Source organism: Mucilaginibacter sp. BGA-UO-ETr-C110 (assembly GCF_059567985.1).
In genome coordinates this window covers 5,709,780-5,728,383 of sequence record NZ_JCAQPB010000002.1, presented here as the reverse complement: position 1 = coordinate 5,728,383, position 18,604 = coordinate 5,709,780, and the positions used below count along the sequence as shown (strand labels likewise).

The following is an 18,604-nucleotide window of genomic DNA, read 5'->3' as shown; positions in this document are numbered from 1 at the left end:
GCCACCGCCCATCCTGAACAAAAAAAGCGCGCACCATTCTACTATTTGCACTGGTAGCATACATGCGAAAACGGTAAAATCGGGTGCATGTAATCATCACTGCCCGAAGACCCAACACATTCAATAATAGATCCTTCGCTACACTCAGGATGACAAAGAGAACCTGAAGTCATGTCGAATTTATTTCGGCATCCCATAAGCAGGGTGTACAATAAGGCGGTTAGCTTGTCCTGTGGGATCCTGAAACAAGTTCAGGATGACGGTGCTTATTTATCATCATTTTCTCCCACGCTATTGCAACCCTTGTCATAGAGAACTTATCCCTCGTAAAAGATTTCTCCTTCCCCGTCAGCAGAACAGCTTCGGGCGAAAGCGGGCAGAACAATGGCGGCCTGTGCGGTTGGTGAGGCATTAGCGAACCTTGCCGAAGCGCAGGGAATGAGCGAACGAAGTGGAGGTGAGGTTTAGCAGCCCGTGGTTCTGCCTGATTTGCAGGGTAAAGGCTATGTGCGGCAAAGAAGCATTTCTGGTGACAGCCTTTTTGGTTACTTTTGTGGCGACAAAAGTGACTGGCCCTCCCGCGGCCAAGAGCGGGTATACGCCTTGCAAAGAGCAGCTCTGTACAGCTTATAGATTGCTTCGTACCTCGCAATGACGTGAGTTGTTGGGTTCTCCTAAACAAAAAACCCTGCCTTCCGGCAGGGTTCGCACATTTAACTATTTATAACTGAACAAAAAACTTCATTTTAAGAACACCCCATCGAGTTGCCGCAGTTAAGGCATTTGTAACAGGTACCCGAACGCAGGGTGGTGTGCCCGCATACGTTGCAGCTGGGGGCATCGCTTTGTACGCCCATGCTCAGGTCGACAGAAAGGCCTTGTTTTTTAGCATTGTTAAATCCAGCTGGATTATTAACCGGTACATACACATTGCTTTCGTCGCTATTAAAATCCTCGTCGCCCATTTGCGGGTTGCCGAGAATGCCATTTTTATCAGTAATGATATGAACCAGATCGGTCCGGTTCTGGTATTCGTAACCCAGCATCCGGAAAATATAGTCGATAATACTGGTGGCACTTTTGATATTGGCATGACCTACCACCATACCGGCAGGTTCAAAGCGGGTGAAAGTGAATTTCTCTACATACTCTTCCAGCGGTACACCATACTGTAATCCAACCGACACAGCGATGGCAAAACAGTTCATGAGCGAGCGAAAGGTAGCACCTTCCTTGTGCATATCCACAAATATTTCGCCCAGGGTGCCGTCCTCATATTCACCGGTGCGCACAAACACGGTTTGTCCGTCGATAATGGCTTTCTGGGTGAATCCACCGCGTTTAAAGGGCAGGTTCTTTTTCTCTACCACACGCGATAACTGCCGCATAAAATTGGTATCCTTCGATCTTTCCATGATAGCCATGGCTGCTTCAATCACCTGCTCCGGGGTAAGGTCGCTTAGTTTTACGTTGGCGGCTTCACCCAGTACCTCTTCCACGGTTTCCAGTTTGTCGTCGGCCTCTTCTTTAGCGTCGGATTTGGTGGATAGCGGCTGACTCAGCTTACAACCATCGCGGTAAAGTGCATTGGCTTTCAGGCCCAGTTCCCATGACAGTTGGTAACAATCCTTGATCTCATCAACTTTGGCCTCATTAGGCAGGTTAATGGTTTTTGATATAGCGCCAGATAAGAAAGGCTGCGCGGCGGCCATCATTTTAATATGGCCATGCGCATGGATATAACGCTCGCCTTTGGCGCCGCATTTATTGGCGCAATCAAATATGGGGTAATGAGCTTCTTTTAAATAAGGAGCGCCTTCAATGGTCATGGTGCCGCAGATGTATTCATTGGCTTCGGCTATTTGTTTTTTGCTGAAACCCAGCGCGCGCAGTACATTAAAGTCGGGTGCATTGTATTGATCGGCAGTGATGCCCAGGCGTTTCAGGCATTCCTCGCCCAGCGACCAGATATTGAACGCGAAGCTGATCTCAAAGGCCGATACCAGTCCTTTGTCGAGCTTTTCCAGTTCATCATCTGTAAAACCTTTGGCTTTTAAGCTGTCGGTATTAACGTGCGGCGCGCCTTTTAAACTGGCCGAGCCTTTCGCGTAGTTTACAATGGCGGTAACCTCGTGCTCGCGGTAGCCCAGGTTGCGCAGGGCTTCAGGCACGGCCTGGTTAATGATCTTGAAATAACCACCGCCCGATAGCTTTTTGAATTTTACCAGCGCAAAATCAGGTTCGATGCCTGTAGTATCGCAATCCATCACCAAACCAATGGTGCCGGTTGGGGCAATAACGGTGGTTTGGGCATTGCGGTAACCATGCTTTTCGCCCATTTCAACAGCCTTATCCCAGGCATTGCAGGCTGCTGATAACAGGTAATCGGGACAATATTTTGGATCGATACCCGGAGGGGCGATCTCTAAATTCTCGTAATTTTCGGTAGAATTATAGGCCGCATAGCGATGATTGCGCATCACCCGCAGCATGTGCTGTTTGTTATCGTTGTATTTGCGGAAGGGCCCCAGCTCGCGGGCCATTTCGGCGGAAGTAGCGTATGCTGTACCCGTCATGATAGCGGTGATGGCTCCGCCAATAGCACGGGCCTTGTCGCTGTCATAAGGTATACCGTTCACCATTAAAGCCGAACCCAGGTTAGCGTAGCCAAGGCCAAGGGTACGGTAATCGTAGGATAGCTGCGCTACTTCTTTGGATGGAAATTGCGCCATCAGTACCGAGATCTCGAGCACGATAGTCCACATGCGGCAGGCATGCTCAAAACCTTTTACATCAAATATTCGTGTTTGCGGATCAAAAAAATGCGCCAGGTTAATAGAAGCCAGGTTACAGGCCGTATTATCCAGGAACATATATTCGGAGCAGGGATTGGAGGCGTTGATCCGGCCACCTTCGGGACAGGTATGCCACTCGTTAATGGTGGTATCAAACTGCACACCCGGATCTGCACAGGCCCAGGCCGCGAAAGCGATATCGTCCCAAAGCTTTTGGGAAGCGACGGTTTTGGTCACTTTGCCGGTAATACGACTAGTGAGTTCCCAGGGTTTACCGCCTTTGAGGGCATGGAAAAAGCTGTTAGGTACACGCACCGAATTATTGGAGTTTTGGCCAGATACCGTGCGGTAAGCTTCGCCTTCGTAATCGGATGAATATCCGGCAGCTATCAGCGCGGCCACTTTCTTTTCTTCTTCTACCTTCCAGTTTACAAAGCCTTCAATTTCGGGATGATCCAGATCAAGACAAACCATTTTGGCTGCCCTGCGGGTTGTACCGCCTGATTTGATGGCACCGGCTGCACGATCGCCTATTTTCAGGAAGGACATTAAGCCCGATGAATAACCACCACCGGCCAGTTTTTCCGTTTCGCCGCGAATTTTGGAAAAGTTGGTACCTACGCCCGAGCCATATTTAAATATGCGGGCCTCGCGTACCCAAAGATCCATGATGCCGCCTTTGTTCACCAGGTCGTCATCAACAGAAAGTATAAAGCAGGCATGCGGCTGCGGGCGCTCGTAAGCCGAAGTTGATTTACTCAGCACTTCGGTAAGCGGATCCACAAAATAATGCCCCTGCGGCTTACCGGTGATGCCATATGAGTTATGCAGCCCGGTATTGAACCATTGCGGCGAATTTGGCGCTGCTAATTGGCCAACAATGGTATAAACTATTTCGTCATAAAAAATATCGGCGTCTTTTGGACTGGCAAAGTAGCCGTAGCGTACACCCCAGTCTTTCCAGCAATTGGCCATGCGATGCGCCACCTGCTTAATGCTTTTTTCGGCGCCGGTGCTGCCATCGGCTTGCGGTACGCCGGCCTTGCGAAAATATTTCTGTGCCAGTATATCGGTTGCCACCTGGCTCCATGCCGCGGGCACTTCTACATCGTTCATTTCAAACACAGCATCGCCCGATGGGTTACGGATCACCGACGATCGTCTATCGTATTTAAACAAATCAAATACGTTAATTCCTTCTTTAGTGAAGTAGCGTGTTGTTTTAAGCCCTTTCCCGCTGCTGGTGGCGGACATTTTGGAGGTAATGTTTTTGGCCATAGTATAATAGATTGGAGATAAGTGTGGTATTTTAAAAACACTAAGGGTGTTTTAATCAAAGCTATTAGTATAGGTATTATCTTTTATTTCAGAGTTTTCCACACATGTCAGTTAATAGCCCTCTGTGTCATATATTAACTTTTAATTATCTGATTATTAAATAATTACACGTGTTAATAATTAAAAAATTATCTTTTTGTAGCAATTTTTTGTAGCTTACAGTGCATTGATCCGGTGCAATACGCGTATATTAAACTGTTAATTAATTTACCAGTCCCTACACATGAAAAAATTAATTCTGATAGTGTTCATCGCTGCTTTTACACTGAGCGCCCATGCGCAGGAACAGCCCAAAGTATACAACCCAAATGCCGACGCCAAAGCGGAGATCAAAGTCGCGGTAAAACAAGCAGCGCAACAACATAAAAACGTGCTTTTACAAATTGGCGGTAACTGGTGCGTTTGGTGTATGCGATTTAACGAGCTGGTGACCAAAGATGCCGACCTGAACAAATACCTGAATGATAATTACGTGGTTTTGCACATAAATTATAGCAAAGAAAACGAGAACAAGGCCGTACTGGCCGACCTGGGTTATCCACAGCGTTTCGGTTTCCCGGTATTTGTGGTGCTGGATGATAAGGGTGCACGCCTGCATACCCAAAATTCGGGCTATCTGGAAGAAGGTAAGGGCCACAGTAAAGAAAAAGTCATGGGCTTTTTGAAAGACTGGTCGCCAGCCGCGGTTGATCCAAAAAGTTACGAAAAGGCGAAGTAGCACCTCCTAAAAGTAGTAATGTCCTAAAAGTGGCTGTCACCCTGAGCTCCGTCGAAGGGTTGAGCGCAGAGGCCTGTCCACCATGCTTCGACGGAGCTCAGCATGACATCCTTTTTAATAACCGCAATCATTCGGGAATAAAATTATATCAACAAAAAAAGGCTCACCATTACGGCGAGCCTTTTTCCATTAAAAGTATATTTAAATAAGGTTATTCAACAATGCTTACTTTAAGCATATTGGTTTTACCTTGTTTAATAATAGGCACAGCGGCAGTGTTGATCACTACGTCGCCGGCTTTGATGAGATCTTCTGATTTCAGGATGCCGTTTACATCGCTGATGGTTTGATCGGTACTTTCCAGTTTATCGTAGAAAAAGGCCCGTACACCCCAAACCAAACTTAAAGCATTTAGCAGTTGTCTGTTGGAGGTAAATATATAAGTACTTGCCTGCGGTCTGTGGCTCGAGATCTGGAAGGCGGTATAACCCGATGTGGTCATGGATACGATACCTACCGCGTTGGTGTGCTGTGCCAGGTGAACGGCCGATTCGCAAACCGCGTTGCTCAGATAATCTGGCGATGCCGGGTCGGTATCATTAACCTTAGCGGTATTGAAGCTGTAACCAAACTCCTCTACGTTACGCACAATTTTAGCCATAGTTTCGATAACAATAACCGGGAACTCACCAACTGAAGTTTCGCCGCTTAGCATCACCGCATCGGCGCCATCCAGTACAGAGTTGGCTACGTCATTCACCTCAGCACGTGTTGGGCGCGGGGTGGTGATCATAGATTCCAGCATCTGGGTAGCTACAATTACCGGTTTTGAAGCCGCGCGACATTTGGTGGCGATCATTTTTTGCAGCAATGGCACTTCTTCCAATGGCATTTCTACCCCAAGGTCGCCACGGGCCACCATCACACCGTCGGTAGCGGCAATAATTTCGTCGATGTTATCAATAGCTTCAGGTTTTTCAACTTTAGCGATAACCTTGGCAGCTTTGCCGCTTTGGGCGATGATATGTTTTAGTTCAATAATGTCCTGACCGGTACGTACAAATGATAAGCCTATCCACTCCACATCATATTTCAACGCGAATTGCAGGTTGATCAAGTCTTCTTCGGTTAAGCTTGGGATAGATACTTTGGTGTTTGGCAGGTTAACCCCTTTACGTGAAGTTAAGATACCGCCGTGAACCACTTCGCAAATAACGGTGTCTTTTTTGTTGGTTTCAATAACGCGTAACTGCAGTTTACCGTCATCCAGCAAAATAATTTCATTGGCCTGTACATCCTGAGGGAAGGTATCATAAGTAATGTAGATCTGCTCGTCATTACCGATACATTCCTGAGTGGTGATTTTAATATGAGTTCCGTTAACCAGGTGAATGCCACCATCTTTTACCAAACCGATACGGATTTTAGGGCCCTGTAAATCGGCCAGGATACCTACGTTGGTTTTGTATTGTTCGTTAATTTCGCGAATGATGTCAATTACGGCTTTATGATCCTCCGGTCTTCCGTGCGAAAAATTAAGGCGGCAAACATTAACACCGGCTTTGATCATGGCTAATAAAACATCTTTTTTAGCTGACGCCGGGCCCATGGTGGCTACAATTTTAGTACGATTATAGTATAGTTTCATATTGTTCGGGTTAAACTGGCTTACATTATATTTAGTGTAAAACCAACACTCTATTTTTAAATTTTGCGCTAAAATAACAGATTTTCCCGTGATTTTATTTTTTTCGGATCAATCTTTACGGCGGCCACAATTTCGGGTATCTTATTAATGGTTGATACCAGGTTGTCCAGATCGTCGTCGTCAATGTAATTCTTGATCATCACAAAGTAGTCGGCACTCCTTATCTCGGGCACCAAATAGCCGTCAGATCCCTTATTACCAATAAAATAGAAGTCGGTCTCGGTGGTTTCCCACTGGTAATGGAACAGCGAGAACAAAACGGGTTCGGCCCCCTGATATATATCAACGGCGAGGTCGTTTGTTCTAACAAAATTAAAGTTTAAAGATTTGTTGATAAGGTAACAAACGCGGTAATCTTTTAATGATGTGGTTATGGCGATAAGCACAAAATCAAAATCGATCTCAAACTTTAAAAATTTCCTGTTCAAAATCATTACTTTTACAAACGTCAAAATTACGAATACAAACCGTTTGAATAAAATTTTGTTACCGAAATATATTGTAAAAGTTTTAGATTTGATAATTGACAGAATTTATTTTTCTTTGCACTGAATTTTTATTAATCATTAAACTATAAAGACTATGTCTGATATCGCTTCAAGAGTAAAAGCTATTATCGTAGAAAAACTGGGTGTTGACGAAAGTGAAGTTACACCAGAAGCGAGTTTCACCAATGATCTTGGTGCCGACTCGTTAGACACCGTGGAACTAATCATGGAGTTTGAAAAAGAATTTAACGTGGCTATTCCTGACGATCAGGCTGAAACTATTGGTACTGTTGGCCAGGCAGTTGCTTATCTTGAAAAAAACGTTAAATAAGACTCCCTAACTGGATTAAATGGAGTTTAAAAGAGTTGTAGTAACCGGGCTTGGAGCACTTACTCCAATTGGTAACACGGTTTCAGATTACTGGAACGGTTTGATCAATGGGGTAAGTGGCGCTGCCTTAATCAAAAGTTTTGATACTGAAAAGTTCAAAACTAAATTCGCATGTGAAGTAAAGAACTTTGATGCGGATGGTTTTTTGGGCCGTAAAGACGCCCGTAAATTAGATCCCTTTGTTCAATACGCCCTTTTCTCAACAGAAGAGGCCGTAAAAGACGCGGGATTGGATTTTACAAAATTAGATACCAGCCGTATAGGAGTTATCTGGGGATCAGGTATTGGTGGTTTAAAAACGTTTTTGGACGAAGTTGTTAACTTTGCCAAAGGCGACGGTTCACCCCGTTTTAACCCTTTCTTTATCCCTAAAATGATAGCAGATATTGCTCCCGGCCATATTTCTATTAAATATGGTTTGCGCGGGCCAAATTTCTCAACCGTTTCTGCCTGTGCTTCATCAAACAATTCATTGATAGATTCATTTAACTATATCCGCCTGGGTAAAGCTAACATGTTTATCAGTGGTGGTTCTGAAGCCATCATCAATGAAGCAGGTATCGGAGGCTTTAACGCTATGCACGCTTTATCAACCCGTAACGATGATCCGGCAACGGCATCGCGTCCGTTTGATCTGGACAGGGATGGTTTTGTGGCCGGCGAAGGCGCGGGTACCATAATTTTAGAAGAACTGGAGCATGCAAAGGCTCGTGGCGCTAAAATTTATGCCGAAATGATGGGCGGTGGCATGAGTGCCGATGCTTACCACATGACAGCACCACACCCGGATGGGCTTGGCGCAGCATTGGTTATGAGATCGGCCCTACAGGATGCTAACCTTACACCTGCCGATATTGATTATGTAAATGTTCACGGAACATCTACACCAATCGGCGATCCGCAGGAGATCAAGGCTATACATGATGTTTTTGGCGACGATATTTATCGTATCAATATCAGTTCAACCAAATCAATGACCGGTCACCTGTTAGGTGCGGCTGGCGCGGTTGAAGCGATAGCGTCAATACTAGCTTTAAAGAATGGTATCATCCCCCCTACTATTAACCATTTTACTGACGATCCTGCTTTTGACCCTAAAATCAATTTTACCTTTAACACGGCTCAAAAGCGCGATATAAGGATAGTTCAAAGCAACGGATTTGGTTTTGGTGGCCATAATGCTTCTGTTATATTTAAAAAGTACGAAGATTAATCGTGGTTGTGGATGCCTATCAGTCAGTTTTATAAGCTATATATATCACCCAATAGGAAATACGTTAAGATTTTAAAGAATTTGCTCGGTTTTGTGCCGGGCAATTTGTCTTTATACCGTTTGGCTTTCCGGCATAAGTCGGTTGCTCAAAACGTAAAAAAAGGGGTAAAAAACAGTAACGAGCGCCTGGAATTCCTGGGCGATGCCGTGCTGGGCAGTGTTGTGGCCGAAGTACTCTTTAAGTTATACCCTTATGAAGACGAAGGCTTTTTGACCGAACTGCGCTCCAAAATAGTAAGTCGTGTAAATCTTAACCAGCTTGCCCGCAAACTGGGTTTTGATAAACTGATTGAGTATGATAGCCGTATGCTTAATTCAAGCAGGCAGGGATCATTACTGGGCGATGCCTTTGAAGCGCTGGTTGGAGCCGTTTACCTGGATAAAGGATATGATTTTACCAAAAATTTCCTGATCAACCACATCATCAAATCGCATATTGATATCCATAAGCTGGAACAAACCGAAACAAATTTCAAAAGCAAACTGATTGAATGGTGCCAGCGCCACGGTCGTGATATTATTTTTGAACTGGTAACCAACCTGGAAGGCGAAAGCACCAAGCTTTTTACCATACAGGCCAGTGTTGACGGCGAAGTAATGGGCGAAGGTAAGGAGTTCAGTAAAAAGAATGCCGAAAAACTGGCCGCCGAAAAAGCCTGTGAGTCTTTAGGCATTTAATATCAGCTTAAAAGGTGGGTGTCATGGTGAGCTCCGTCGAACCATGGTGGGCAGGCCTCTACGCACGAGTCTTCGACAAGCTCAGACTGACAGGCTCTTTTACATACACCTTTTATAATACTATTGTAACCCCGCTAGTGAGATGCCGAAACAAGTTCGGCATGACTTTTTCAACTCCCCATCAATGTTTTTCCTTTTTCAAAGTCTCACCTGGTTGTGATAGTTGCAGTGTACTATCCTTTTTGATAAAGGTTGGCGAATTCAATCCTTCCAGCACATCTTTTTCGCCACTGCTTTTATAGTAATCATATGCTTTTTGCATATGCTTGATCAGGTCGTAATCGGTCCAGCCTTTCAGATCCTCGTATGATGGGGTATAGTAATTCATGAACCTGCGTGCGGCACTGTCGGTAGGCAATTTGGTATATTGTTTTACAAAACTAGTATTGTACCGTTTGTTAATTTCAGCCTGCTCGGCCTCTCCTTTGGCAAAATTGGCAAAACGACGCGCGCGGCCCGGGGTTTTGCCAAACAGTTCGTAAAGCCCTGTAAGTGGACTGCTTAAAAACGAAAGCACAGGGGGCTTGCCATTATAAAAAGTACCCTGTTTGCGATAATCGCTCATGATCTCGTTAAGCTCCTGTTTTTTGGTTTGGCCAAGCACCTTTACTTCGGCCAGCTTAATCACCGGCTGCATATATACCGGCATATCGCTGTTATTCAGTACCACAATCTTTTGTGGGGTAAACTCATCCTTCGTAAAAAGCAGCGTATCGCCGGCAGAGGCCTTTATCGAAAACCAGCCCAGATCATCGCTGATCATTAGACTGTTTGTTTTGAGGTTTTTGATCAAAACCTGGCCAATACGTTCGGGTGTGCTCTTTTTTGAGATCACTCCTTTGAGCGTAAAATCCTGGGCTGAAGCTATTAAAGCGGAACAAAAACAGGCAATAAAAAGCAGGGAAAAACGATAATGCATGAGTGTGATATAACGTAAAGATACCAACTGTATTTTACACCAAATGTAAAAAAGTGTTAAAATTGGCATTGCACCTTAGTCAATAAACGAAGCAAAGGACATTTAAAGCCAATTAATAATTGTAACTTTTGGCTTAAAACTCAGGACTTCAGACTCAGAACTCCCCCTTTCAAACTTCAAAACAAAAACCCTATCTTTGCACATGATAAAATCCATGACAGGGTATGGAATTGCCAGTTTTGACTCCGGTAATACTAAATATACCGTTGAGATCAAATCCCTGAACAGCAAATTTCTTGAGTTATCCCTTCGCTTGCCGAAAATATTCTCCGAAAAAGAGTTTCAGTTGCGTAATGATTGCAGCAAGCAAATTGAGCGTGGTAAAGTAAACCTGTCTATCAATATTGAGCAGGTAAATGCCGCGGTAAAAGCTGCCGGCATCGATAAAGATCTGCTTAAACAATACTACTTACAGCTTAAAGAAGTGAGTGAGGAACTTAATGAACCCACAAGCAACCTGTTACAACTTGCTTTAGGTTTACCGGAAGTGGTGAAATATGACGATGAAACCGCATCAGAAGATGAGTGGAAGCTGGTTGAAAAAACATTTCAGCAGGCTTTAGCTGCATTTCAGCAATTCCGCTCGGATGAGGGTAATGTATTAGAGAATGATGTGAAACACCGTATCAACATCATCCTGAAAAATCTGGAGCTGGTAGAATTGGAAGATCCTAAACGTGTACCCCTGATACGTGAACGCCTCAATACTTTTTTAAGCGAAGCTGCCGACAGGGAAGCTATCGACCAAAATCGTTTTGAGCAGGAATTGATCTACTATATTGACAAACTGGATATCACGGAAGAAAAGATACGTCTTAAAACTCACTGCGAGTATTTCATCGAAACCTTGAAAAATGCCGATGCAAACGGCAAAAAATTGGGTTTTATCTCACAGGAGATCGGTCGCGAAATAAATACCCTGGGCTCCAAAGCCAATGATGCCAACATCCAGAAACTGGTAGTAGGCATGAAAGAAGAGCTCGAAAAAATTAAAGAACAACTGTTAAACGTTTTATAGTAGCTTATAGTTGATGGTTCATAGATCATGGCCTTTTGCTATGATTATGTGCTATTAACTATGAACCATTATCCATTAACTATGAACCCGGAAGGTAAACTCATCATATTCTCTGCTCCGTCGGGAGCGGGTAAAACCACCATAGTACATCACCTGCTTAGCAAAATGCCCGAGCTTGAATTTTCAATTTCGGCAACAACCCGTGAATGCCGTGGAGATGAGGTTCATGAGAAAGATTATTACTTTATCAGCAAAGAGGAGTTTTTGCACCGTATTGCCAAAAAGCAGTTTGTAGAGTTTGAAGAAGTTTACAGCGGCACATTTTATGGCACCCTGCGTACCGAAATTGAACGGATCTGGGCAATGGGCAAAACCGTTATATTTGATATTGACGTAGAAGGCGGCATGCACCTGAAACGTAAGTACGATGGACAGGCCCTGGCCATATTTGTACAACCCCCATCACTAGAGGTTTTGATAGAGCGCCTTACCGGCCGCGGTACCGACAGCGAAGAAAAACTGAAGGAACGTTTTGCCAAAGCCGAAAAAGAACTAAAATACGCCCCCCAGTTTGATATTATCCTTAAAAATTACGATCTTGAAACGGCTTGTAACGAAGCTGAACAACTGGTGAGGGATTTTATTAGCCCCCCGGCCCCCTAAAGGGGGAGTTCTGGATAACTCATTTAGGACTGGGCCTTTCAAAAAACATTTTAATTATTCCTCCTGCTGGGGGTTAGGGCGCATAACATGAAAATAGGCTTACTGTTTGGTTCATTTAACCCCATACACATAGGGCACCTGATCATTGCCAATTATATGGCCAATCATACCACCCTGGATAAGGTTTGGCTGGTGGTATCACCACAAAACCCGCTAAAAAAGTATGGCGATCTGATCAATACTTACGACAGATTGGAAATGGCTAAACTGGCTACAGACCATGCCACCAACATTAGCGTAAGCGATGTAGAGCTAAAATTGCCCCAGCCATCCTACACCATTGATACACTTGCCCATCTGAAAGAAAAATATCCCGAACACGATTTTGCCCTAATCATGGGTTCAGACAACCTGGGTACACTGCACAAATGGAAAAACTATAAGCTGATACTACGCGATTACAAAATATACGTATATCCCCGTCCGGGTTATGAGAATGCCGAACTGGCCGATCACCCAGCGGTTACCATCACCATGACCCCACAAATGGAGCTGTCGGCTACCTTTATTCGCAAATCCATCGCCGAAAAAAAGAACATACAATATTTTGTACCAGACCCGGTCCTGAAATTTATTGAAAGCAAGGGATTGTATCGGTAGGTTATCATTACAGTCTTGGTTCTTGATTCTTATTTCTTGATTCTATCTTCCTATCTTTGTTCCTGTGAGCGAAAAAACCATACTTAAACTGCAGCTGCCTACCGATCCGCTTTGGGTTAAAAACGTGGTAGAAAGCAATATTGAGGAGTTACTGACCGATCATGCTTTTTGCGAGCAAAAGGCGGCTAGCAATGCCATTACCCTTATTGTGCAAAACCCCAACCTGAACGATCTGGTACAGGAGATGGCGCTGCTGGTTCAGGAAGAGATGGATCATTTTAAGCGTGTTCACGATATTATATTGCAGCGCGGCTTTGTACTGGGCCGCGAGCGTAAGGATAATTATGTGAATGAGCTGCGTAAATTCATCATTATAGGCGGCGGTCGCGAAGCCCAGCTGATCGACAGGCTGCTGTTTTCGGCCATGATAGAGGCCCGTAGCTGCGAACGGTTCAAGGTATTATCAGAAAACATTGGTGATACTTATCTATCTGAATTTTACCACGAATTGATGGTGAGTGAAGCCACGCATTATGCCATGTTCATTCGCCTGGCTAAAAAATACGCGGTTGAAATAGATGTAGAAAAACGCTGGAAAGAGTTCCTGGAATACGAAGCCAAGGTGATACAAAACTACGGTAAGAGCGAGACCATACACGGGTAGTTCGTCTATACAAACGGGCTAAATATCGATACTTTTTTTATTACTGGCTTTGATTGTGTTACTTTATGAATGTCGCGCTTTAAAGCCTTTTCTGTTATTATACATATTGCGGGCTGGTTGTTGTTTATGGCTTTCCCGTTGTTGTTCTTAAACAACCGCGGGCAGGATGACATCACCTGGTCATTGCTGCAAAAACACAACTATTGGCTGTTTTGCTATACTTATGTTTTTCTTTTTTACAGCAATGCTTACTTTCTTATTCCCAAATTCTTTTTAAAAAAGAAGTATACGCTATACAGTATCATTGTGCTGCTGCTATTTGCCGGCGTGTATTACCTGCAACCCTTTGACAGGCTGTTACACAGTGCCGAGAACCGGGCAAATGATCAACCGGTAAACCAGGGCCCTCCTTTTGAATCATCGACCGCAGATTACCGGAATGATGGTGCTCCACCGCCGCCGCCTGGGGGACCAGATCACAGAAATCGTTTTCCGGATGATAGGCCCGGGCAAAATCCACCCTTACGATGGCATACGCGTCATCGATCATTGGACAGCATTAGCCTGTTTATATTTATCATGATCATGGCCTTAAGCACAGCCATTAAGATCATACAGCAATGGCGACTTACGGAGCGCCGCGCCATACGTGCCGAAGCCGATAAAACTACTGCCGAGCTCTCCTTTTTAAAGGCACAGATCAATCCGCATTTTTTGTTCAATACACTCAACAATATTTACACGCTTGCCGTTATAAAGGATGATCATGCTGCCGATAGTATCATGAAGCTGTCAAACATTATGCGTTATGTGACCGATGATGTAGTGGATGATCTGGTACCACTGCAAAGCGAGGTAGACTGTATCAGCGATTATATCGAATTACAGCGTTTACGTATCAGTGATCACACCACCGTCAACTTCATCGTAGAAGGTAATGTTGAAGGCAAAAAAATAGCGCCACTGGTACTGATGACCTTTATAGAGAATGTATTTAAATATGGGGTGAGCAAACATGAAAAAACAACTATCGACATCAATATTCGCGTGAGCGACACTGATATTTCTTTCTTTTGCAGAAACCACGTGTTTGTGAGCAGGGATGAGAGCCAGCCTACCGGAATAGGGATCAAAAACACCCGGCAGCGGTTAAACCACCTGTACCCAGGCAGCCATCTATTAAATATATGGAGCGAAAATGATCAGCATTCAGTACAGCTTATTATAAAGATCTGACATCTATGGTACTTCAATGTATAGCAATTGATGATGAGCCTTTGGCCTTGCGGCTGATAAGCGAGTATGTATCGCGCTTCCCGGCGCTGCAACTGGTTAAAACATTTGACGATGCTATATCAGGCGCCGAGTTTTTAAAAACCAAACCCGTCGATCTCCTTTTCATCGATATTAATATGCCTGATATCACCGGTATCGACCTGGTACGCGCCCTGCAGATAAAACCCATGGTGATATTTACTACCGCTTATAAAAACTTTGCCTTCGAGGGTTTTGAGCTGGAAGCGCTGGATTATATCCTGAAACCCATCAATTTTAAGCGTTTTGAAAAAGCGGTGGAAAAGGCCGTTGATTATTACCGCTATAAGAACAGTACAGGTAGCGAGCAACCCGAAGAAAGCCTGTATGTGTATTCAGAATACCGTATGGTAAAAATAGACCTAAACGCCATTGAATATATTGAAAGCATGGAAGATTATATTAAGATACATCAAACCAATGCCCCAACAGTGCTCACACTGATGTCGTTAAAAAAGGTACTTGAAAAATTGCCTCCCGATAAATTTCAGCGCATACACCGCAGCTATATTGTACCACTTGGCAAGATCCGCTCTGTCCAGAACCGCAAAATTAAATTGACTAATGTTGAGCTTCCTGTGAGTGACAGTTATCATGAAATGGTCCGCAACTGGATGAAATCCAGGTAAAAAATCGTATCTATCGGCACAAAACACCCGTTTACCGATACACTCCCCTTCCAGACTACTTCCTCATATACATTTACATTAATAATAAAACACATTGTTTAACCTTATTAATCCGGTATATCATGGAACGTAAAAGCTTTCTTCGCACCTTTGCTGTAGCCGCGGCGGCTGGCCCCTTGCTTATTGAAGCCTGTAAAAAAGATTCAACATCAACCCAAACAGACACTACTACCACCACTACATCAACTAATGGTACTACGTGTACCACCACCCCAACAGAAACAGAAGGGCCATACCCTTACGTTGGTGGCGAAATAACCAACCCGCTGAACAGGGCTGATGTTACCGGCGGGCAAACCGGAGTACCCTTAGCCGTAAATTTCCTGGTAGTGAACGTAAACGACAACTGTAATGTAGTTACCGGTGCCCGGGTAGACATATGGCATTGTAATAAAGATGGCTATTACTCCGGATACGCAAACCAACCCGGCCTGCTGGGTAGCAAAAGCTATGTGGGCGAAACCTGGCTGCGCGGATACTTACTTACTGATAGTTCGGGCCTGGCTAAATTTACTACCATTTATCCCGGTTGGTATGGCGGCAGGGCCACCCACATACACATGGAAGTTTTTGTGAATAGTGTATTGAAAAAAGTATCCCAGCTTACTTTCTCTGAAACCATATCTGATGTCGTGCATGTTTCTACTTTATATGCAGCACATGGTGTAAACCCCATACGCAACGCGAGCGACAGTGTTTTTGGCGACTCGGCAACCGACCTGGCATTGGAAACCCTGGCTTTAACGGGCAGCGTTTCGGCAGGATATTCGGGCACTTTTACTATTGGCGTGGCACTTTAAAAAAGTTGTACGTGATGCGTTTGACGTTATACGTACACAGCTGTATTCTCATTCAAAACTTATTACGTATTACGTACAACGTATGACCTAAAAAAATCAAAAGAAATGGCACTCATCAAATTAGCATATAAACAGATCATTGATGCATCGGCGCAGGGCAGGTTTGAAAGAAGCGTGTTGCAGGCATCGTACCAGGAGTTTTTGCTCAAAATGCAAACCTATAACCCTAACCTGGAATTTAAAACTTTTACCGCGTTAAAAGCCCACGATGGCCGGGCCAATTCGCTGCATTATAAATTGAGTTTCTCGGTCGGTCATTTTATACAGGCTCTGGATAATAAGATACCCGGATTGACCGATAACCTGGGAAACGCTGTCAAATTTGAGCTGCCGCAGTTTGAACTGATAGAATCACATATCAATGATATTTCGTCGCACAAAGTAGCTATCACTTATACCACCGGCATTTTAACCCTGGTTAATCAACTGGCGGAGTTTATGGTGTTGGCAGAGGGCGATGTATCCGAAAAATTTGTAGCGGATACATTTATATTAAAAATGCAGCATGGGCTTTCTATAACCAGTTACCAGGAGTATCAACCCGAGCCGCTGTTTAGAGATACTTTCCAACAGGTTTAGCCCGCTATTATCCCCTTTTTTCATGATGTCAGGTTGGCGTCTGTGTGTTTTACACGCAGGCGCTTTTTTGTTATGCTTTAACAAAACCTACCACATTTTGCAGGTAGTTGTCCATCATATCAATATCAACCACATCGTTAATAAAACCGATGTACATATCCGGACGTACGATGATGGCTTTCTTCTGCTTTTCTTTAATACCAAAAGCATCAAACACTTGCTGGTTTTTGGCCGATGGCGGCAGGTAAAAAAAGTTAAGGGTACCCGTATAGTTTTGGGTAATCCATTTGGCCAGGGTAAACAGATCTATCTCCTGTAGCTTACCCAGGGTTATCATGGTAAAACCGGACTTGCTGCACCACTCATGCAGATCGGTTTCCTGTTGTTTCTTTTCGTCGAACACTTTGAGGTAGGGCAACCTGTCGCCGGCTTTTACAGGCGAATCATGGCTCAAATGTAAACTGATCTGGCTTTCGCGATAGTTAATACCGATTTGAGATATCCGTTTAAAAAAAGCTGCTCTTAATTCTGGTTTACCCCAAACGTGTTTCAATATAACAGGTAAGGCCCATTTTTTGAACAGGCCCACAAACCAATTGCGCGATAGTATCAATTTAAAAATACGGTCGGTGGTGTTCAGCAGGTCTTTCGCTACGGGCATACGTTCGGCAGCATAGCTATCCAGTATTTTTTCCTGGAGTTGGTTATTCACTACCCCAGCCAGCTTCCAGGCCAGGTTGTAGGCATCCTGCAAACCCGTATTCATGCCCTGCCCGCCCACTGGCGAATGGATATGCGCGGCATCGCCAATTAAAAAACATCGGTTCTGTCTGAAATTATCGGCCATGCGATGATGCAACTGATAGGTAGTAAACCAATTGGTACGCTCCATCCCTATAGTTTGCCCGGTAATAGCATCCAGGTATGGCAGCGCTTCTTCTATTTGCAGATCCTCTCGTTGATCGAGCTCAGCGGGCAGCTGACCAACAACGCGATAACATTGCTCTTCGGGCATTGGAAAAAAGGCAGCGAATCCTTTTTTTGATAAAAACAGATTAACCTTATCGCCAAAAGCATTACTTATTTTCACATCAGCCAGGTAAAACTGGTGCTGGTAGGTATCTCCATTAAAGGGTATCTGTAGCTGTTTACGCACCAGGCTGTGTGCCCCGTCGGCACCAATGAGCCAGTCGCAGGTTATATGCTGGGTTTCCTCAGCGCTTTGTAATTGTACTATCACCTTACCGGCCTGCTGCTCTATGGTCAATAACGAAGTATTCCAGTAAACGGGACAACAGTTCAATGTTAAAAAGTCGAGCAAAAGACGTTCGTTCTTGCTTTGCTGGTACAGGTGCACAAACGGGAAAGCGGTTTGCCCCTCGCCCACATTACTTAATGATAAGGAGGCTACTTCTTTACCTTCCTGGTTAAACACAACCCCCGAAGCTTGTTTTCCCCCTTTTATAATGGTATCAATAACGCCCATTTGCCGGTATATCTCCAGCGAACGGGCCTGCACGGCCAATGCCTTGGAATGAGTGGTTGGGCCTTGTTTACTATCAATAATTACAGGCTGCACACCATAGCGCAATAACTGAGCAGCCATCATCAGGCCCGAAGGGCCGGCTCCCACTATCAATACGCTGGTATGATGCTGCGTAACCGTCATTTAATTATTAATGAAACCATCATGAGCGACCGCTCAAAAAACCGAAATAAATATAGCTCA

General features: G+C 44.4%; 17 protein-coding genes. 12 read left to right on the top strand and 5 right to left on the bottom strand.

Translation table 11 applies throughout. The features are described from left to right. Positions 1–746: 746 nt before the first annotated feature. On the bottom strand, positions 747–4,073 hold the full coding sequence (locus tag AC57BQ_RS24695) for a vitamin B12-dependent ribonucleotide reductase (RefSeq protein ID WP_496408782.1): 3,327 nt from the start codon (positions 4,071–4,073) through the stop codon (positions 747–749). Between the two features lie 283 nt (positions 4,074–4,356). On the opposite strand from AC57BQ_RS24695, the gene AC57BQ_RS24690 reads away from it, so the two are divergent. After that, entirely contained in the window at positions 4,357–4,851 is a 495-nt protein-coding gene (locus AC57BQ_RS24690) for a thioredoxin family protein (protein ID WP_496408781.1), read from the top strand. A gap of 211 nt (positions 4,852–5,062) precedes the next feature. Here AC57BQ_RS24690 and pyk read toward each other — a convergent pair whose 3' ends face one another. Both pyk and AC57BQ_RS24680 read right to left on the bottom strand, forming a co-directional pair. Beyond that, positions 5,063–6,499 carry a pyruvate kinase gene (gene pyk / locus AC57BQ_RS24685; RefSeq protein ID WP_496408780.1) on the bottom strand — a complete coding sequence of 479 codons (1,437 nt, stop codon included), beginning with the start codon at positions 6,497–6,499 and terminating at the stop codon, positions 5,063–5,065. 68 nt (positions 6,500–6,567) lie between these two features. Further along, a complete protein-coding gene (locus tag AC57BQ_RS24680; RefSeq protein ID WP_255367033.1) occupies positions 6,568–6,993 on the bottom strand; it encodes an IPExxxVDY family protein in 426 nt (141 codons plus the stop codon). 148 nt (positions 6,994–7,141) lie between these two features. On the opposite strand from AC57BQ_RS24680, the gene AC57BQ_RS24675 reads away from it, so the two are divergent. Genes AC57BQ_RS24675 through rnc form a run of 3 tightly spaced genes read left to right on the top strand, consistent with a single transcriptional unit; the run spans position 7,142 to position 9,389 of the window. After that, complete coding sequence (locus AC57BQ_RS24675) at positions 7,142–7,378, top strand: acyl carrier protein (RefSeq protein ID WP_031266521.1); 237 nt, start codon at positions 7,142–7,144, stop codon at positions 7,376–7,378. A 19-nt stretch (positions 7,379–7,397) separates the two neighbouring features. After that, positions 7,398–8,651 (top strand): beta-ketoacyl-ACP synthase II, encoded by a 1,254-nt coding sequence (gene fabF / locus AC57BQ_RS24670; protein ID WP_090472720.1) that lies wholly within the window; start codon positions 7,398–7,400, stop codon positions 8,649–8,651. A 12-nt stretch (positions 8,652–8,663) separates the two neighbouring features. After that, positions 8,664–9,389: a ribonuclease III gene (rnc, locus tag AC57BQ_RS24665; RefSeq protein ID WP_090472719.1), complete on the top strand. Its 726-nt coding sequence runs from the start codon at positions 8,664–8,666 to the stop codon at positions 9,387–9,389. 181 nt (positions 9,390–9,570) lie between these two features. Here rnc and AC57BQ_RS24660 read toward each other — a convergent pair whose 3' ends face one another. Next, the gene (locus AC57BQ_RS24660) at positions 9,571–10,368 is read right to left on the bottom strand and encodes a hypothetical protein (protein WP_496408779.1); all 798 of its coding nucleotides are present in this window, start codon (positions 10,366–10,368) and stop codon (positions 9,571–9,573) included. Positions 10,369–10,570: 202 nt separating this feature from the next. Between AC57BQ_RS24660 and AC57BQ_RS24655 the strand changes: the two genes are divergently transcribed. The 8 genes from AC57BQ_RS24655 (at position 10,571) to AC57BQ_RS24620 (ending at position 16,875) form a co-directional block, all read left to right on the top strand. After that, positions 10,571–11,446 (top strand): YicC/YloC family endoribonuclease, encoded by an 876-nt coding sequence (locus AC57BQ_RS24655; protein ID WP_496408778.1) that lies wholly within the window; start codon positions 10,571–10,573, stop codon positions 11,444–11,446. A 60-nt stretch (positions 11,447–11,506) separates the two neighbouring features. Further along, positions 11,507–12,109 carry a guanylate kinase gene (gmk, locus tag AC57BQ_RS24650; RefSeq protein WP_496408777.1) on the top strand — a complete coding sequence of 201 codons (603 nt, stop codon included), beginning with the start codon at positions 11,507–11,509 and terminating at the stop codon, positions 12,107–12,109. An 87-nt stretch (positions 12,110–12,196) separates the two neighbouring features. Beyond that, complete coding sequence (gene nadD / locus AC57BQ_RS24645) at positions 12,197–12,769, top strand: nicotinate (nicotinamide) nucleotide adenylyltransferase (protein ID WP_090472714.1); 573 nt, start codon at positions 12,197–12,199, stop codon at positions 12,767–12,769. A 64-nt stretch (positions 12,770–12,833) separates the two neighbouring features. After that, positions 12,834–13,433 (top strand): MiaE family protein, encoded by a 600-nt coding sequence (locus AC57BQ_RS24640; RefSeq protein ID WP_496408776.1) that lies wholly within the window; start codon positions 12,834–12,836, stop codon positions 13,431–13,433. A gap of 69 nt (positions 13,434–13,502) precedes the next feature. Next, the gene (locus AC57BQ_RS24635) at positions 13,503–14,669 is read left to right on the top strand and encodes a sensor histidine kinase (RefSeq protein ID WP_496408775.1); all 1,167 of its coding nucleotides are present in this window, start codon (positions 13,503–13,505) and stop codon (positions 14,667–14,669) included. Between the two features lie 5 nt (positions 14,670–14,674). Next, positions 14,675–15,376 (top strand): LytR/AlgR family response regulator transcription factor, encoded by a 702-nt coding sequence (locus AC57BQ_RS24630; RefSeq protein ID WP_496408774.1) that lies wholly within the window; start codon positions 14,675–14,677, stop codon positions 15,374–15,376. A 122-nt stretch (positions 15,377–15,498) separates the two neighbouring features. Continuing rightward, positions 15,499–16,236 carry a dioxygenase family protein gene (locus tag AC57BQ_RS24625; protein WP_496408773.1) on the top strand — a complete coding sequence of 246 codons (738 nt, stop codon included), beginning with the start codon at positions 15,499–15,501 and terminating at the stop codon, positions 16,234–16,236. Between the two features lie 105 nt (positions 16,237–16,341). Beyond that, the gene (locus AC57BQ_RS24620) at positions 16,342–16,875 is read left to right on the top strand and encodes a hypothetical protein (protein ID WP_496408772.1); all 534 of its coding nucleotides are present in this window, start codon (positions 16,342–16,344) and stop codon (positions 16,873–16,875) included. 70 nt (positions 16,876–16,945) lie between these two features. Here AC57BQ_RS24620 and AC57BQ_RS24615 read toward each other — a convergent pair whose 3' ends face one another. Beyond that, positions 16,946–18,544, bottom strand: coding sequence for an FAD-dependent oxidoreductase (locus AC57BQ_RS24615; RefSeq protein ID WP_496408771.1), 1,599 nt, complete (start codon positions 18,542–18,544; stop codon positions 16,946–16,948). Positions 18,545–18,604 lie beyond the last annotated feature (60 nt).

What these genes read in the sequence shown, in the direction of transcription:
- AC57BQ_RS24675 (WP_031266521.1), top strand. Translation starts at nt 7,142, where the DNA reads ATGTCTGATATCGCTTCAAGAGTAAAAGCTATTATCGTAGAAAAACTG.
- AC57BQ_RS24630 (WP_496408774.1), top strand. Translation starts at nt 14,675, where the DNA reads ATGGTACTTCAATGTATAGCAATTGATGATGAGCCTTTGGCCTTGCGG.
- AC57BQ_RS24625 (WP_496408773.1), top strand. Translation starts at nt 15,499, where the DNA reads ATGGAACGTAAAAGCTTTCTTCGCACCTTTGCTGTAGCCGCGGCGGCT.
- AC57BQ_RS24690 (WP_496408781.1), top strand. Translation starts at nt 4,357, where the DNA reads ATGAAAAAATTAATTCTGATAGTGTTCATCGCTGCTTTTACACTGAGC.
- AC57BQ_RS24660 (WP_496408779.1), bottom strand. Translation starts at nt 10,368, where the DNA reads ATGCATTATCGTTTTTCCCTGCTTTTTATTGCCTGTTTTTGTTCCGCT.
- AC57BQ_RS24680 (WP_255367033.1), bottom strand. Translation starts at nt 6,993, where the DNA reads ATGATTTTGAACAGGAAATTTTTAAAGTTTGAGATCGATTTTGATTTT.
- gmk (WP_496408777.1), top strand. Translation starts at nt 11,507, where the DNA reads ATGAACCATTATCCATTAACTATGAACCCGGAAGGTAAACTCATCATA.
- nadD (WP_090472714.1), top strand. Translation starts at nt 12,197, where the DNA reads ATGAAAATAGGCTTACTGTTTGGTTCATTTAACCCCATACACATAGGG.
- AC57BQ_RS24695 (WP_496408782.1), bottom strand. Translation starts at nt 4,073, where the DNA reads ATGGCCAAAAACATTACCTCCAAAATGTCCGCCACCAGCAGCGGGAAA.
- pyk (WP_496408780.1), bottom strand. Translation starts at nt 6,499, where the DNA reads ATGAAACTATACTATAATCGTACTAAAATTGTAGCCACCATGGGCCCG.
- AC57BQ_RS24615 (WP_496408771.1), bottom strand. Translation starts at nt 18,544, where the DNA reads ATGACGGTTACGCAGCATCATACCAGCGTATTGATAGTGGGAGCCGGC.
- AC57BQ_RS24635 (WP_496408775.1), top strand. Translation starts at nt 13,503, where the DNA reads ATGTCGCGCTTTAAAGCCTTTTCTGTTATTATACATATTGCGGGCTGG.
- AC57BQ_RS24655 (WP_496408778.1), top strand. Translation starts at nt 10,571, where the DNA reads ATGATAAAATCCATGACAGGGTATGGAATTGCCAGTTTTGACTCCGGT.
- fabF (WP_090472720.1), top strand. Translation starts at nt 7,398, where the DNA reads ATGGAGTTTAAAAGAGTTGTAGTAACCGGGCTTGGAGCACTTACTCCA.
- AC57BQ_RS24620 (WP_496408772.1), top strand. Translation starts at nt 16,342, where the DNA reads ATGGCACTCATCAAATTAGCATATAAACAGATCATTGATGCATCGGCG.
- rnc (WP_090472719.1), top strand. Translation starts at nt 8,664, where the DNA reads ATGCCTATCAGTCAGTTTTATAAGCTATATATATCACCCAATAGGAAA.